Below are 14,903 nucleotides of genomic sequence, written 5' to 3'. Positions count from 1 at the left end.
AAGTCCCTTTCGCGAAAATCTTGGCCCGGCTTAAACGATCGAGGTGCACGGAGCGTTCCGCCGAAACTTTGACGCGAACATGGCAAGGGTTAACGCATTGCCCTGGGCGGTTAACGGATCGCTATCGGCGTCTCCGCAGCGCATCATCGCGGCCGCCGACGGCGATTGGGAACGACGCCTAGGCGCCGTGCAATACACCCTTCCGGCGTCGGCTTGATCAGCTGGCGTTGCCGCCGGTGCGCGACAGACCGTCCTTGGCCGGCTGGTAGTTGGGGTCGAGGTGGACAGCCTCGCGGTAGGACTTCGCGGCCCTTCCCTTGTCGCCGCGCTTTTCGTAGATCAGCGCCTGGTTGGCCCAGGCCTCGGCGTTCTTGCCGTCGAGCTTGATGGCCATGTTGAAGTCGGAGAAGGCGTTGTCCTCGTCGCCTGTCGCCAGATAGGAGAGGCCGCGGCCGTTGTAGGGCTCGGCGGCGTCCGGCGCCAGCGAGATCGCGGTCGAGAAATCCTCGATGGCGAATTTGTGCTGGCCCTGGCTCTGATAGATCAGGCCGCGATTGTGGTAGGCGCGGGCATCGGTGGTGTCGAGTTGGATCGCCTTCTGGAAGTCGTTGAAGGCATCCTGGGTGCGGCCCGCCTTGCGGTAGAGATTGCCGCGGCCGATATAGGCTGCGTCGTAGTTGGCGTTGATCTGGATCGAGCGGTTGTAGTCGGCCAAAGCGGCTTCCTGATTGCCGAGGAAGCGCTGGATCAGCGCGCGATTCGAATAGGCCTGGTAGAAGTTCGGATTGAGCTGGATCGCCTGGTTGAAGTCCTTGAGCGCCGCCTGGTACTGGCCGCCGCGGCCATAGGCCGAGCCGCGCACGTTATAGCCCTCGGGATCCTGAGGATTGCGCTGGATGACCGCCGAAAGCGAGGAGATGTTCTCGCTCGACGCCTGCGCCTTGTCGATCGAGTTGAACTCACCCGTCGGGGTCGTCTGGCATGCTGCAAGCGTCAGACCCGAAAGCAGGGCCGCCGTCAGGGCGAAGCCGCGAAAAGCGGTTTTGCGCTCCACGGTAATTGCGTTCATCTTTGTCCTCACTGCCGCAGCGCCGTCAGTCCGTTCCCTCTCCGAACCGGCTCCAATACATAAACAAAAAGGTGGCGGCGATTCCGCATCGCGCCACCTTCGGTATCCTTCGAAAAGGACGAAAAATAGGCGTTATGAGCGCGGCGAGCGCGATGCGCCGGCGGCACCAGCCGGAGCCGGGCGCGGGGTCATCGGCAGCAGGCCTTCGCGCTGGGCGCGCTTGCGGGCCAGCTTGCGGGCGCGGCGCACGGCCTCGGCCTTCTCGCGGGCACGCTTCTCGGACGGCTTCTCGTAGTGACCGCGCATCTTCATTTCGCGGAAAATACCTTCGCGCTGCATCTTCTTCTTCAGCGCGCGAAGCGCCTGATCAACGTTGTTATCGCGGACGAGTACCTGCACGGGCAATCCTGTCTTCGGTTTGAAATCATTAGGCAAACAGCCATAGCTGACATGCCTCCGCGGCGAATTGCACCGCGAATTGTGGCGGCTGATAGCAGAATCAGGCTGGGATGTCCACCTCCGATTGCGCGAACCGGCGATCAAAAACCCGAGCGCTGCGCCCGCATGTTCGCTCGCGCTACGCGGTCGCCAGATGGTGGCGCGCAAAGTCCTCGAAAAACTCACCATAATCGCAGGTGATTTCCTCGCCGGCGGCGATGTCGCGAATGGCGGTGGCGCCGCCATATTGCGAGAAATCGGTATTCGGCCGCTCGGAGTGATTCATGAAGCGGCCATTGTCCACCTCATAGACCATGAAGCCGGGCTTGTCCGGGCTCGGATAGGCATAGCGGTCGAGCAACTCGCGCAGATGCGGCGGCGCCGTCTCATATTTATCCAGCGGGATCAGCCGGTCGAAATCCGGATCGAGGCGCCAGATCGAAGCGCCCTTACGGATCGGCTCGGCGGCGAAGACCCCGACCCCTTCGATGGCGCTCTGGGCAACATAGGTTCTGATCAGCAGCATCGTTCCGGTCCGATTTCGACGGAAACGAAAATCGTCAAAATGAACGGGAATGCAAGGCCGCATCGCAACATTTTGGCGGATGGGCATGTCTGTCGTCTGCCAAAATAGATCATGTCCGGTTGATCGAGACACCGCCATCGGCAAACAGCGCGGTTCCGGTGGTGAAGCTCGACGCATCCGAGGCAAGGTAAAGCGCGGAGCGGGCGATCTCTTCCGGCTGCGCCATGCGCTTCAAAGCATGAATGCCTTCGACGAAAGCGCGCGCCTCGGGCGTGGTCGTGGTTGCGCCGGGCGTGTCGGTGCCGCCGGGCAGCAGTGCGTTGACGCGCAGCCCTTGCGGACCGTATTCGGCAGCGAGCACCTGCGTCAGGCCGATCAGTCCGGCCTTGGCAGCGGCGTAGGCCGCCATGCCCGGCATGCCGGCGGTGTAGCCGACGAAGCTCGAGGTGAAGATCAGGGAGCCGCCGCCGCGCTCCAGCATGGCCGGTATCTGGTGCCTTGCGGCGAGGTAGGCGCTGGTCAGATTGGTGTCCATCGTCTCGTGCCAGGTGGCTGGCGCCATATCGGTCACCGGTCCCATCACGCCGACGGCGCCGGCATTGTTGAAGGCGATGTCGAGGCCGCCAAACCTTGCGACGGCGAATTCGACGAGCGCCTTCGTATAGGCCTCGTCCCTTACATCGCCGGCAAGCGCGGCTGCCGTGCCGCCGGCCGCTTCGATCTCGCCGACGAGCACATCGAGCTCGGCCTGACGCCGGGCCGCGACGACCAGGGATGCGCCTTGCTCGGCAAACAGTTTGGCGGTGGCGCGGCCGATGCCGGAGCTCGCGCCGGTGACGATGGCGACCTTGTTTGTAAGGGTGAACATGTCTTTGCATCCTTCCTCTGTACCGGGCTTGCCGGCGGTTGGATGCTTGGTCGCAGATGAGGATTACGGCGGCCACCCGAAACCGGCAAAGGCGCCATTGCCCTACTGCGGCAACAGCCAAGCCAGCCGATCCAGCGAGAAGGCGTAGCTGAAGGCAATCAGCAGAGCCATGACGATGCCAATGGCCGCGTGACCGGTCAGATAGAATCCCGCGGCGCCGCCGCACAGGATGACAAGTTCCAGCGCCAGCCTGAGGGCGCCGGGCACAGGCACCGGAGCTCGACCCGACCGGCTCGGATCATTGAGCACGGCGAAAGTGCCCCACAGCACCGCTGCGACGAGCGGCAAGGCGACGGCAAGAATCCAACGGCTGAAATCGACGGCAAAGCTCCAGCCGACCATGCCGAGCCCAAGCAGCGCTGCAAGTTCCAGCAGGAAGCGCAGGGTCAGATTCCACCAGGCATTACCCATTGTCGTCCCCCAGCATCACGCGACAGGAGTGTCGGCGAACGGAACCACGGAAGCCAGAGCAGACGCTTCGTTTTTTGACCGTGGCGCAAAACGGCAAGCGCCGTCGCAAACAGCGCAAGGATGACATCGCGGTTTCGCTAGTGATACACCTCGCAAGCCGGGGCAGGGATGCCCGGCCGCAAATCCGCGAAAGCTACTGGCGCGAGGCTTAACGTGAAGAAATACTCGGTATTCGCCATTGCCCGCGAGGCGATGCGCGGCCACAGAGGCTGGGAAGAGCAGTGGACGTCGCCCGAGCCGAAGAAGGAATACGACGTCATCATCGTCGGCGCCGGCGGACACGGCCTGGCGACGGCCTATTATCTGGCGAGCGAGCACGGCATCACCAATATCGCGGTGCTGGAGAAGGGCTGGCTCGGCGGCGGCAATACCGGCCGCAACACCACCATCATCCGTTCCAACTACCTCTATGACGAGAGCGCCGGCATCTACGATCATGCGCTAAAGCTGTGGGACGGGCTCAGCCAGGAGCTCAACTACAACGTCATGTATTCGCCGCGCGGCGTCATGATGCTGGCGCACAACGTGCACGACGTCCAGGTGTTCAAGCGCCATATCCATGCCAATCGCCTCAACGGCATCGACAATGAATGGCTGACGCCCGAACAGGCGAAGGAATTCTGTCCGCCGCTCAACATCTCCAGGGAAGCGCGCTATCCGGTGATGGGTGCCGCGCTGCAGCGCCGCGGCGGCACGGCGCGTCACGACGCGGTCGCCTGGGGCTATGCGCGCGGGGCTTCGGCGCGCGGCGTGCACATCATCCAGAATTGCGAGGTCACCGGCATCAAGCGCGCGGCCAATGGCGCTGTGAGCGGGGTAGAGACGACGCGCGGCTTCATCGGCGCCAAGAAGGTCGGCGTGGTCGCTGCCGGCCATTCCTCCGTGATCATGAACATGGCGGGCGTGCGCATGCCGCTCGAAAGCTATCCGCTGCAGGCGCTGGTGTCGGAGCCGGTCAAGCCGGTGGTGCCCTGTGTGGTGATGTCGAACACGGTGCACGCCTATATCTCGCAGTCGGACAAAGGCGAGCTGGTGATCGGCGCAGGCACCGACCAGTATGTCTCCTATTCGCAGACCGGCGGCCTGCACATATTGCAGCACACGCTCGACGCCATCTGCGAGATGTTCCCGATCTTCACCCGCATGAAGATGCTGCGCTCCTGGGGCGGCATCGTCGACGTGACCCCCGACCGTTCGCCGATCCTGGCGAAGACACCGGTCCAGGGCCTCTACGTCAATTGCGGCTGGGGCACGGGCGGCTTCAAGGCGACGCCCGGCTCGGGCAACGTCTTCGCGCACACGATCGCCAAGGACGAGCCGCACCCGATCAACGCGCCCTTCACGCTTGAGCGCTTCCGCACGGGACGTCTCATCGACGAGGCCGCCGCGGCGGCTGTGGCGCACTGACGATGGGCCAAATGACCCTTATGCCGCTTTGCGATCAACCGGCCGGCGTCCGCGTCGGCCATGGCGAGTTGTAGGATCCACCGAAAATGCTTCTCATCCGCTGCCCCTATTGCGAGGAAGAGCGCCCGGAACTCGAGTTCCGCAATGCCGGCGAGGCGCATATTGCGCGCCCGACCAACATTGCCGCCGAGAGCGACGACGATTTCGAGAAATTCTTCTTCATCCGCGCCAACCCGAAGGGCGTCATCTATGAGCGCTGGCGGCACATCCATGGCTGCGCCCGCTTCTTCAACGCGGTGCGCGATACGGTCACCGACAGGTTCGTCATGACCTACAAGGCCGGCGAGCCGAAGCCCGCGAAGCTGCCGGGAGCCTCAAAATGAACGCCGCCTTCCGCATTTCCGGCGCCGGTCGCCTCAGCCACGCGAAGACTGCCTCCTTCAGCTTCGACGACAAGCCGTATATCGGCATCGAGGGCGACACGCTGGCCTCGGCGCTGCTCGCCAACGGCGTGCACCTGGTCGGCCGCTCGTTCAAATATCACCGTCCGCGCGGCTTCCTGTCGGCCGGCGCGGAAGAACCCAACGCGCTGGTGCAGATCGTGCGCGACGATGCGCGCAAGACGCCGAATGTGCGGGCGACAGTGCAGGAGCTCTATGACGGGCTGACGGCCAACTCGCAGAACCGCTGGCCGTCGCTTGCCTTCGACGTCGGCGCCGTCAACGACATCGCATCACCGATGTTTTCGGCCGGCTTCTACTACAAGACCTTCATGTGGCCGAAATGGGCCTGGAAGGACCTCTACGAGCCGAAGATCCGCGCTGCCGCGGGCCTCGGCGTTTCGCCGGACAAGCCGGATCCCGACCACTATGCCGCGCGCTACGCGCATTGCGAGGTGCTGGTGCTGGGCGGCGGCGCCGCCGGCATCGCGGCCGCGCTCGCCGCGGCCGAAACGGGCGTGCGGGTGATCGTCGCCGACGAGCAAGCCGAATTCGGCGGCAGCCTGCGCTTCGAGAGCGGCGCCAGGATCGACGGCCAGGACGGCTATGCGTGGGCGCAAGCGGCGATCGCGAAGCTCAAGGTGATGGACAATGTGCGCGTGCTGTCGCGCACGACCGCCTTCGGCTATTACGCGCAGAACTTCGTCGGACTGGTCGAGCGGGTCAGCGACCATCTCAAGAGCCCGGGCCGGGAGCTTGCGCGAGAACGCCTGTGGCAGGTTCGCGCCAAGCGCGTCGTGATCGCCACTGGCGCCATCGAGCGCCACATGGTGTTTGCCAACAACGACCGTCCGGGTGTGATGCTCGCTTCGGCGGCGCGCACCTACCTCAACCATTACGGCGTCGCGGTCGGCAGGAATATCGGCGTCTATACGGCCAACGATTCCGCCTACGCCGCCGCGATCGACCTCAAGAAGGCCGGCATCAACATCGCGGCGATCGTCGACCTGCGCGACAACCCGGCCGGACCGGTGATCGACGAGGCGAGGGCGCTCGGCATCGAGATCAATTTTGGCCGTGCGGTGGTCAGCGCCGGCGGCAAATTGCGCGTGTCGTCAATGAGCGTGCAGCCGAAGCATGGTGGCGGCGAGCGGACCATCCCGGTTGACGCGATCCTCATGTCGGCCGGCTGGACGCCATCGGTGCATCTGTTCTCGCAATCGCGCGGCAAGGTCGCCTTCAACGACGAGACCAAGCGCTTCGTGCCGGGCACCTACGCGCAGGACTGCGTCTCGGTCGGCGCCTGCAACGGTACCGACGGGCTGGCCGCCTCAGTCGACGAGGCTTACGCGGCGGGCGCCAAGGCGGCGAAGGAGGCCGACGGCAAGGTTGGCAAGGGCGCCAAGCCCAAGGTCGACGCCGGCGAGAACTGGTCGCGCGGTATGTTGGGCGCCGCGCCCGGTGCCGGCCCGGGCACGACGGTCAAGGCCTTTGTCGATTTCCAGAACGACGTCACTGCCAAGGACATCCGCCAGGCGGTGCATGAAGGCATGCACTCGATCGAGCACGTCAAGCGCTTCACCACCAACGGTATGGCGACCGACCAGGGCAAGACGTCGAACATGCACGGCCTGGCGATCGCCGCCGAGACGCTCGGCAAGCCGATCCCGCAGGTCGGCCTCACCACCTTCCGGGCACCTTACACGCCGGTGACGTTCGGCTCGATCGTCGGCCACGCGCGCGGCGCACTGTTCGACCCGACCCGCCGCACGGCCACGCATGGCTGGGCCGCGTCGCATGGTGCTGTGTTCGAGGATGTCGGCCATTGGAAGCGCGCCTGGTATTTCCCCAAGGCGGGCGAGGACATGCATGCCGCCGTCAACCGCGAATGCGTGACGGTGCGCAAGGCCGCCGGCCTGTTCGACGCCTCAACGCTCGGCAAGATCGAGGTGGTCGGGCCGGACGCGGCGAAGTTCATGGAGCTGCTCTACACCAATCCCTGGGAGAAGCTCGAAACCGGCCGCTGCCGTTACGGCATCATGCTGCGCGAGGACGGCTTCATCTATGATGACGGCGTCGTCGGCAGGCTGGCGCCGGACCGCTTCCACGTGACGACCACCACCGGCGGCGCGCCGCGCGTCATGAACCACATGGAGGATTACCTCCAGACCGAGTTCCCGCATCTCAATGTGTGGCTGACCTCGATCACCGAGCAATGGGCTGTCATTGCCGTGCAGGGGCCCAAGTCGCGCGAGATCATCGCGCCGCTGATCGAGGGCATCGACATGTCGGACGAAGCGATGCCGCATATGTCGGTGCGCGAGGGCAGGATCTGCGGCGTGCCGACAAGGCTGTTCCGCATGTCCTTCACCGGCGAGCGCGGCTTCGAGGTCAACGTGCCGGCCGATTACGGCGAGGCCGTGTGGGAAGCGCTGTGGGCCGAAGGCCAGAAGCATGGCGCGACCGCTTACGGCACCGAGACGATGCACGTGCTGCGCGCCGAAAAGGGCTACATCATCGTCGGCCAGGATACCGACGGCACGGTGACGCCGAACGATGCAGGGCTCGACTGGGCGGTCGGCAAGAAGAAGACCGATTTCGTCGGCATTCGCGGCCTGACCCGGCCGGACCTCGTAGCCAAAGGCCGCAAGCAGCTGGTCGGCCTGAAGACCAAGGACCCGAAGGTCGTGCTGGAAGAGGGCGCGCAGATCGTCGCCGACCCGAAGCAGGCGATCCCGATGAAGATGATCGGCCACGTCACCTCCAGCTACTGGTCGGAGAATTGCGGTCGCTCGATCGCGCTGGCGCTCGTCGCCGGCGGCCGCGACCGCATGGGCCAGACGCTCTATGTGCCGATGCCGAACGGCACGATCGAGGTGGAAGTCACCGGCATGGTGTTCGTCGACGAGAAGGGAGAACGCCTCAATGGCTAAGGCCGCTGCCAAGACAAAAGCCGCTGCTGCTTCCACCTCCGTCGAGCGTCGGCCCGCGCTTGCCGGCCGCACGCTGTCGGCGCCGGGCGTCAAGGTCGAGATGCTGCCGCCGGCTGAACGCATCTCGCTGCGCGCCCCCCAGGCTTCCCTTGCAGCGCTTTCCAAGGCGCTCGGCCTCACGCTGCCGACAAAGCCCAAGACTTCGGCGACCAAGGACGGGCGCACGGCGCTGTGGCTCGGGCCCGACGAATGGATGATCATCGACGAGGCGGGCAAGGATCCGCTCGCCGATTGCGCCAAGGTGACAATGCTGCATTCGGCGGTCGGCATCTCGCACCGCAATGTCGGGATTTCCGTTGTCGGACCTGCCGCCGCGGCGACGGTCAATTCGGGTTGTCCGCAGGACCTATCGCTCGAGGTTTTCCCGGTCGGTGCTGCCTCGCGCACCATTCTCGGCAAATCCGAGATCGTGCTGCTGCGCAGCGCGGCCGATGCGTTCCGGGTGGAATGCTGGCGTTCCTTCTCGGACTATGTCTTTACTCTGCTTTCGGAAGCGGCAAGCGACGCGGCGAACTGAGCTTCGCGGCGTCGGTTTCAAGGAACCATCGCCAGTCCATGCCGTTTCTGCGGCTTGCGAGGGAGATTGCCGATGCCGTCCAAATCCGCGCCGAAGGCGTCCAAGAAGACAGCTGCAGTCCGCTCGCTGGAGCAGGAGCGGCGCCATGAGATCGAGGAAGAGGAACTCGAGGAAGGCCTCGAGGACACATTTCCGGCCAGCGATCCGGTATCGATCACCAGCACTTCCATCCCCGGCGGACCGGCAAAGCCGAGTAAGGCCAAGACCGCGGCAGGAGCGAAACCGCGCAAGAAATAGTCTCGAGCAGGTCCTCAGGGGCGCGGGCAGAAACGAAAAAGGGCGGCCAAATGCCGCCCGTTTTCGTTCGAAGTCTTGCCAATAGTGCTCAGAGGCCGGGCACAAACCAGGGGCTGACATCGATGCCGAGCCGCGGGCTCTTTGTCGTCTTGTTGGCGTCGGCCTTTTCCACCGAACCGGTCGGGGTGCAGTCGAGCTTCACGCTGGCGTTGGTCTGAGCGCAAGCCGCGGGGGCGTGCTTGGCCGGCTGGCTTGCGCCAGCGAAAGCGGTACCCGAGAAAGCCAGCACGGTGGCGAGAGCAAGGATGGTGTTCTTCATTTTCCGTCTCCAGTCAATCTTTTCCGTACGCGTACGATGCGGTGTACAAATACGGTTAATGAAGTCGGAATTCAAGGAGGGATCTGTACATGTACGACAAATTTTTTTGAACACAGGAATTCGGCGCCGCAAATCAAGCGAAGCGGTGCAAGTCGGCGATCAAAGAGATCAGCAGTTGACGGGCGTTGCGGTCAGCGGCGGAATATCCTGCGCCTGCAACCCCGCCAGCGTGAAATCGCACATGCGCTTCACATAGGCCTGGGCGTCGCCGAACGGATAGAAGGGAAAGGTAATCAACAGCGAAATCGTGCCGTGGCCCACGGTCCACAGCATGGTGGCGATGGCGCGCGGGTCGCCCTTGAGCCTGCCGGCGGCAACGCAGGCCTCGACGCGTTTGATCAGCACCTTCATGGCCGGATTGCCTTCCTCCATGTCCTCGTAGCTGCGTCCTTCAGGCAGCTTGGTCTTCTCGGTCATGAAGACGGTGCGATATTCGTTGGGGTTGCCGAGCCCGAAAGCCGCGTATTCGGTCATCACCGCCTTGAGCGCCTCGATCGGATCGTCCGCGGGATGCTCCTCGATGCGCCGCGCGAGCGTTTCGAAGGCGTCTTCGGCGAGTGCGAACAGAATGTCCTGCTTGTCGGCGAAATAGGAATAGACCGACATCGGCGCGTAGCCGACCCGCTTGGCCAGCTTGCGGATGGTCAGGCCCTCATAGCCCTCTTCCTGGACCAGCTTGTGAGCCGCCGCGACCAGTTCGGAGCGAAGCTCCGCCTTCTGTTTTTCGCGGCGTTTCTGAACGCTTAGCGCCAATATACGCTTGCCTTTGTGATTGGTTGCCTGACGAAATTATATACGCTGTACGGAAACGGACAAGGGCGCCTCCAGTTCCCTTGCGTGCGCTCTGCGTTTTAACGCAATCCGGATGGAAACAGCTAAGGCCCTTTCCTGGAATCGCTCAGATCGCGCCAATGCCGCCGTCGAGCGCCAGAGCGTGGCCGGTCATGAAGGAATTGGCCGGGTCGGCGAGGAACAGGATGCCGGTGGTGATCTCGTCGACCTCGCCGACACGCTTCATCGGCACGCCGCGCGTGAGCTCGGCCATCGCTTCGGCTTCGGGCGCTCCGGTGAAACGCACGAAGCCGTCGACCATCGCGGTGCGGGTGTGGGCCGGGCAGACCGCGTTGATGCGTATGCCCTTGCTGGCGTATTCCACGGCAGCCGAGCGCGTCAGCCCGACGACGCCGTGCTTGGCGGCGGCATAGACCGAAAGCTTCGGCGCGCCTGAGAGGCCGGCGACCGAGGCGATGTTGACGATGACGCCGCCCTTGCCGCTTTCCCTGAATTGCCGTTCCAACTGAGGAATCTGGTGTTTCATGGCATAGAAGACGCCGAGCAGGTCGACCTCCACCACGCGGCGCGCTTCCTCCGAGGTGACCTGCGGCAGGCGTACGAAGGAGTGGACGATGCCGGCATTGTTGACGGCGATGTCGAGCCGGCCGAACTTTTGCACGGCCAGCTTCACCAGATCCTCCGAGAGCTTTTCGTCGGCGATGTTGCCGGCAAGGTGAGCCGTCTCGGCGTCGAGCGTTGCGGCGAAATCGCCAAGCGCAGACTCGTCGAGGTCGGACAGAACGAGCCGTGCCCCCTCCGCGGCGAAGGCCTTTGCCGCGCCGCTGCCGAGACCGCCGGTCGTGCCGGTGATCAGCACCGTCATCCCATCGAAACGGCCCATTGCCCGGCTTCTCCGCGTTCAGCTGTTCTCGTCAATCAGTTCCACCGCGAGCGCGGCGAGCAGTTTTACCGCCTGGCCGTAGGTCCTTGCCTTTTCCGGATTGGAGGCGTTGCCGTCCAGCGCGCGGCGGTAGACGCCCTGGCAGATCGCCGCCAGCCGGAAAAAGGAGAAGGCGAGGAAGAAGGTCCAGTTGTCTATCTTCTCGATGCCGCGCCGTCTGCAGTAGGCCTCGACATAGGCTACCTTGGAAGGCAGGCCGGCAGCGGCGCGGTCGATGCCGCCGAGGCCGCGAAAGCCCGAGGCATGCGGCAGACGCCACTGCATGCATTGATAGGCGAGGTCGGCGAAGGGGTGGCCGAGCGTCGACAGCTCCCAGTCGAGCACCGCGATGACTTTCGGTGCGTCAGGCGCGAACATCATGTTGTCCAGCCGGTAGTCGCCATGGACAAGCGAGACACGGCCGTCATCGGCCGGCATATGCGTTTGGAGCCACGCAATCAGCCTGTCCATGTCGGTTATGGTTTCGGTTTCGGAGGCCTTGTACTGGCTGGTCCAGCGCGCGAGCTGGCGCTCGAAATAGCTGCCGGGCCGGCCGAAATCGCCAAGTCCGACGGCGTCCACATCGATATCATGCAAGGCGGCGAGCGTCGCATTCATGGCATCGTAGATCGCGGCGCGCTCGTCATTGCCGGATGCGTCCGGCAGCGATGGATCCCAGAAGATGCGGCCGTCGAGATATTCCATGACGTAGAACATGCGGCCGATCGGGGAGTCCTCGCCGGAAAGATGCAGCATGCGCGGCACCGGCACCGCCGTGCCGGCAAGCGCCTGCATCACCCGGAATTCCCGGTCGACCTGATGCGCGGATTTCAGCAACTGTCCCGGCGGCTTGGCGCGCAACACATAGCGGCCGCTGGCGGCGGTCAAAAGATAGGTCGGATTGGACTGCCCTGACTTGAATTTTTCAATCGCCGACAGGCCGGCAAAACTCGGGATATGCGCCTCGAGGTAGGGCGCAAGGGCCGCCTGGTCTATGGCACCGGCCTCGCCGCTCATGCGTTCTCGGGTTGGCGCTCAATCAGCGTCAAGGTCAGCCAGCGCGCCGTCAGCGCCGGCTTCTTCGAGCCTTCGATCTCGATGGTCACGTCATGTGCGGTCTGCACCCAGCCGGACGGCCTGACCTTGACGTCCGCCAGCACGAAGCGGGTGCGGATGCGCGAACCCGTCTTCACCGGCGCCAGGAAACGCAGCGTGTCGAAGCCGTGGTTGACGCCCATCTTGCTGTTTTCCAGCGGCGGCATGGTCTCGAAGGTCATTGCCGACAAAAGCGACAGCGACAGGAAGCCATGCGCGATGGTGCCGCCAAACGGCGTCTCGCGCGCGGCGCGCTCAGGATCGCAATGGATGAACTGGTGGTCGTCGGTCGCATCGGCGAACTGGTCGATCATGCGCTGCGTGACCGTTCTCCAAGGCGAGACGCCGACCTCCTTGCCGACGCTTGCCAGAAGCGTATCGAGACTGATCGGTTCCACACTGATGTCCTCCGCAACCCGCCCGGATCGCGATTCCTCGAACCGGGCACCTTATTCCTTGAACAAAGTCATGCCATGCTGCACCGACTGGCCGCCGTCGATAGGCAGGATGGCGCCGGTGACATAGCTTCCGGCTCGGCTGCACAAATAAAGCGTTGCGCCGGCAATGTCATCCGCCACGCCGATGCGGCCGAGCGGAACATGGTTACCGACATGTTTCGCCTGCTCCTCGGTCGCGGTGGCAAAGGCCGTCATGCGGCTCTGGAAAGGACCGGGCGCAAAGGCGTTGACGGTGATGCGGCGGGCGGCGAACTCGATCGCCAGCGTGCGCGTCAAATGATGCACCGCCGCTTTCGAGGCGGCGTAGGAATAGGCGTCGTCGGCCAGCGGCTGGGTGCCCATCACCGAGCCAAGATTGATGACGCGGGCAGGATCCTCGTCGCTCGCGGCGGCATCGAGAAGCGGCAAGAGCTCCCGCGTCAGGTGGAAGACGGCGGTGACGTTGACGCCGAACACCTTGGCCCAGGCGTGGTAGGGGAAATCCTGCAGCGGCGCGCCCCAGGAAATGCCGGCATTGTTGACAAGAATGTGCAGGCGTTCCGTGCGCGCCTTGACCTCGGCGACTAAAGCGGCGATGCCCGCTTCGCTGGACACGTCGCCGGCAAAGCCCTCGGCATGGCCGGTGCCGCCAAGCGCGTTCAATTCGTTGGCGACTTTCGCGCAATCCTCGCCCTTGCGCGAGGCGATCATCACCTGCGCGCCGGCGCGTACCAGCCCGGTCGCCACCATGCGGCCGATGCCGGTCGCCGCACCCGTCACCAGCGCGGTCTTGCCGGCGACCGAGAACAGCTTGTCCAGATAGCTCATCGTGTTTCTCCGCATCCGGCCGGCCAGGACTCGCCCAAGGACTCGCGTTGACAAGGCTAGCCGAAGTACGGTCATCCTTGCCACGGGTAAAGATCTATCTTCGGAAAGGCCGGAAGCGATGGCGGACATGAATCTCGGCATGACCGAGCGGCTGAAGCCGCTCCATGAGTGCGTGGCGGCGATGGTGCGCGACGAGATCGCGCCGCTCGGCGAAGAGTTCCTCGCCGAAGTCGGCAAGAATGGCGACCGCTGGGCCTATACCGCTAGGCAGACGGAAATCCTGGACGGCTTGAAGAAGACGGCGCGCGAGCGCGGCCTGTGGAACTTTTGGCTGACCGATTCCAAGCGCGGCTACGGCCTTTCCACCGTCGAATACGCCTATCTGGCGGAGGAGATGGGCAAGGCGCATCTCGGCGCCGAAACCTTCAACTGCTCGGCGCCTGACACCGGCAACATGGAGGTGCTGGAGCGATACGGCTCGGAAGCGCACAAGCGCGACTGGCTGGAGCCGCTGCTCGAGGGGAAAATACGCTCGGCCTATCTGATGACCGAGCCGGACGTGGCGTCCTCGGACGCCACCAACATTTCGATGCGCTGCGAGCGCCGCGGCGAGCACTATGTGCTCAATGGCGAGAAATGGTGGGCTTCCGGGGCGGGCGATCCGCGCTGCGCCATCTATATCGTCATGGTCAGGACCGGATCGGACGAGGAGCCGCAGCATCGCCGGCATTCGATGATCCTGGTGCCCTCGGACAGCAACGGCATCGCCAAGCTGCGGCCCATGCAGGTCTATGGCGATGACGACGCGCCGCATGGGCATATGCATCTGAGATTCGAGAATGTGCAGGTGCCGGCGGAGAATTTGATCCTCGGCGAGGGCAGGGGTTTCGAGATCGCGCAGGGGCGGCTCGGGCCTGGCCGCATCCATCATTGCATGCGCGCCATCGGCCAGGCCGAGATGGCGCTGGAGATGCTGTGCCAACGCTCGGTGCGGCGCGAGGCCTTCGGCCAGCCGCTGGCAAAGCTCGGCGCCAATTTCGACATCATCGCCGAATGCCGGATGGAGATCGAGATGGCGAGGCTCTTATGCCTCAAGGCTGCCTGGATGATCGATCAGGGGGACGCTCTCGCGGCCGCGCCCTGGATCAGCCAGATCAAGGTGGTGGCGCCGCGCGTCGCGCTGAAGGTCACCGACGAGGCAGTCCAGATGTTCGGTGCGCAAGGCATCAGCCAGGACACGCCGCTCGCCCGCTCGTGGACGCATTTGAGGACATTGCGGCTGGCCGACGGGCCGGACGCGGTGCACCGGCGGCAGGTGGCGCGCACGGAACTGAAGAAATACACGCAGGAGAAGGTCTGACGGC

The 14,903-nt window shown here is 64.2% G+C and carries 17 protein-coding genes; 6 read left to right on the top strand and 11 right to left on the bottom strand.

Annotated elements, in window-relative coordinates:
• Positions 1–217: 217 nt before the first annotated feature.
• The 5 genes from LB538_RS08320 to LB538_RS08300 form a co-directional block, all read right to left on the bottom strand.
• Complete coding sequence (locus LB538_RS08320; protein WP_224524038.1) at positions 218–1,069, bottom strand: tetratricopeptide repeat protein; 852 nt, start codon at positions 1,067–1,069, stop codon at positions 218–220.
• 132 nt (positions 1,070–1,201) lie between these two features.
• A complete protein-coding gene (gene rpsU, locus LB538_RS08315; RefSeq protein WP_027165252.1) occupies positions 1,202–1,468 on the bottom strand; it encodes a 30S ribosomal protein S21 in 267 nt (88 codons plus the stop codon).
• Between the two features lie 178 nt (positions 1,469–1,646).
• Positions 1,647–2,033, bottom strand: coding sequence for an SET domain-containing protein (locus tag LB538_RS08310; protein ID WP_224524039.1), 387 nt, complete (start codon positions 2,031–2,033; stop codon positions 1,647–1,649).
• Between the two features lie 109 nt (positions 2,034–2,142).
• A complete protein-coding gene (locus LB538_RS08305; RefSeq protein WP_140842252.1) occupies positions 2,143–2,901 on the bottom strand; it encodes an SDR family oxidoreductase in 759 nt (252 codons plus the stop codon).
• Positions 2,902–3,003: 102 nt separating this feature from the next.
• Positions 3,004–3,372: a YrdB family protein gene (locus LB538_RS08300; protein ID WP_224524040.1), complete on the bottom strand. Its 369-nt coding sequence runs from the start codon at positions 3,370–3,372 to the stop codon at positions 3,004–3,006.
• A gap of 213 nt (positions 3,373–3,585) precedes the next feature.
• On the opposite strand from LB538_RS08300, the gene LB538_RS08295 reads away from it, so the two are divergent.
• From LB538_RS08295 to LB538_RS08275, 5 genes are all read left to right on the top strand, one after another.
• On the top strand, positions 3,586–4,839 hold the full coding sequence (locus tag LB538_RS08295) for a sarcosine oxidase subunit beta (protein WP_224524041.1): 1,254 nt from the start codon (positions 3,586–3,588) through the stop codon (positions 4,837–4,839).
• Between the two features lie 86 nt (positions 4,840–4,925).
• On the top strand, positions 4,926–5,222 hold the full coding sequence (locus LB538_RS08290; RefSeq protein WP_140541913.1) for a sarcosine oxidase subunit delta: 297 nt from the start codon (positions 4,926–4,928) through the stop codon (positions 5,220–5,222).
• On the top strand, positions 5,219–8,212 hold the full coding sequence (locus LB538_RS08285) for a sarcosine oxidase subunit alpha (RefSeq protein WP_224524043.1): 2,994 nt from the start codon (positions 5,219–5,221) through the stop codon (positions 8,210–8,212). Before LB538_RS08290 ends, LB538_RS08285 begins: the two co-directional genes overlap by 4 nt.
• Entirely contained in the window at positions 8,205–8,789 is a 585-nt protein-coding gene (locus tag LB538_RS08280; RefSeq protein WP_224524046.1) for a sarcosine oxidase subunit gamma, read from the top strand. Before LB538_RS08285 ends, LB538_RS08280 begins: the two co-directional genes overlap by 8 nt.
• Positions 8,790–8,861: 72 nt before the next feature.
• The gene (locus LB538_RS08275) at positions 8,862–9,086 is read left to right on the top strand and encodes a hypothetical protein (protein ID WP_224524048.1); all 225 of its coding nucleotides are present in this window, start codon (positions 8,862–8,864) and stop codon (positions 9,084–9,086) included.
• 88 nt (positions 9,087–9,174) lie between these two features.
• Here the strand turns inward: LB538_RS08275 and LB538_RS08270 are convergent, their stop codons facing one another.
• The 6 genes from LB538_RS08270 to LB538_RS08245 form a co-directional block, all read right to left on the bottom strand.
• Entirely contained in the window at positions 9,175–9,405 is a 231-nt protein-coding gene (locus LB538_RS08270) for a DUF680 domain-containing protein (protein WP_224524049.1), read from the bottom strand.
• A gap of 168 nt (positions 9,406–9,573) precedes the next feature.
• Positions 9,574–10,218 carry a TetR/AcrR family transcriptional regulator gene (locus LB538_RS08265; protein WP_224524050.1) on the bottom strand — a complete coding sequence of 215 codons (645 nt, stop codon included), beginning with the start codon at positions 10,216–10,218 and terminating at the stop codon, positions 9,574–9,576.
• Between the two features lie 145 nt (positions 10,219–10,363).
• Positions 10,364–11,140, bottom strand: coding sequence for an SDR family NAD(P)-dependent oxidoreductase (locus LB538_RS08260; protein ID WP_224524051.1), 777 nt, complete (start codon positions 11,138–11,140; stop codon positions 10,364–10,366).
• Between the two features lie 18 nt (positions 11,141–11,158).
• Complete coding sequence (locus tag LB538_RS08255) at positions 11,159–12,196, bottom strand: phosphotransferase family protein (RefSeq protein WP_224524052.1); 1,038 nt, start codon at positions 12,194–12,196, stop codon at positions 11,159–11,161.
• Positions 12,193–12,672: a MaoC family dehydratase gene (locus LB538_RS08250; protein WP_095766281.1), complete on the bottom strand. Its 480-nt coding sequence runs from the start codon at positions 12,670–12,672 to the stop codon at positions 12,193–12,195. The genes LB538_RS08255 and LB538_RS08250 overlap by 4 nt, the downstream gene beginning before the upstream one ends.
• A 51-nt stretch (positions 12,673–12,723) precedes the next feature.
• Entirely contained in the window at positions 12,724–13,539 is an 816-nt protein-coding gene (locus LB538_RS08245; protein WP_224524053.1) for an SDR family oxidoreductase, read from the bottom strand.
• A gap of 118 nt (positions 13,540–13,657) precedes the next feature.
• On the opposite strand from LB538_RS08245, the gene LB538_RS08240 reads away from it, so the two are divergent.
• Complete coding sequence (locus tag LB538_RS08240) at positions 13,658–14,899, top strand: acyl-CoA dehydrogenase family protein (protein ID WP_224524054.1); 1,242 nt, start codon at positions 13,658–13,660, stop codon at positions 14,897–14,899.
• The last annotated feature ends 4 nt before the right edge of the window (positions 14,900–14,903 follow it).

The organism is Mesorhizobium sp. Ca11 (genome assembly GCF_020165275.1).
Classification (GTDB): domain Bacteria; phylum Pseudomonadota; class Alphaproteobacteria; order Rhizobiales; family Rhizobiaceae; genus Mesorhizobium.
Note: the sequence above shows the minus strand (reverse complement) of the source record. Positions and strands in the feature narration are given on the sequence as shown.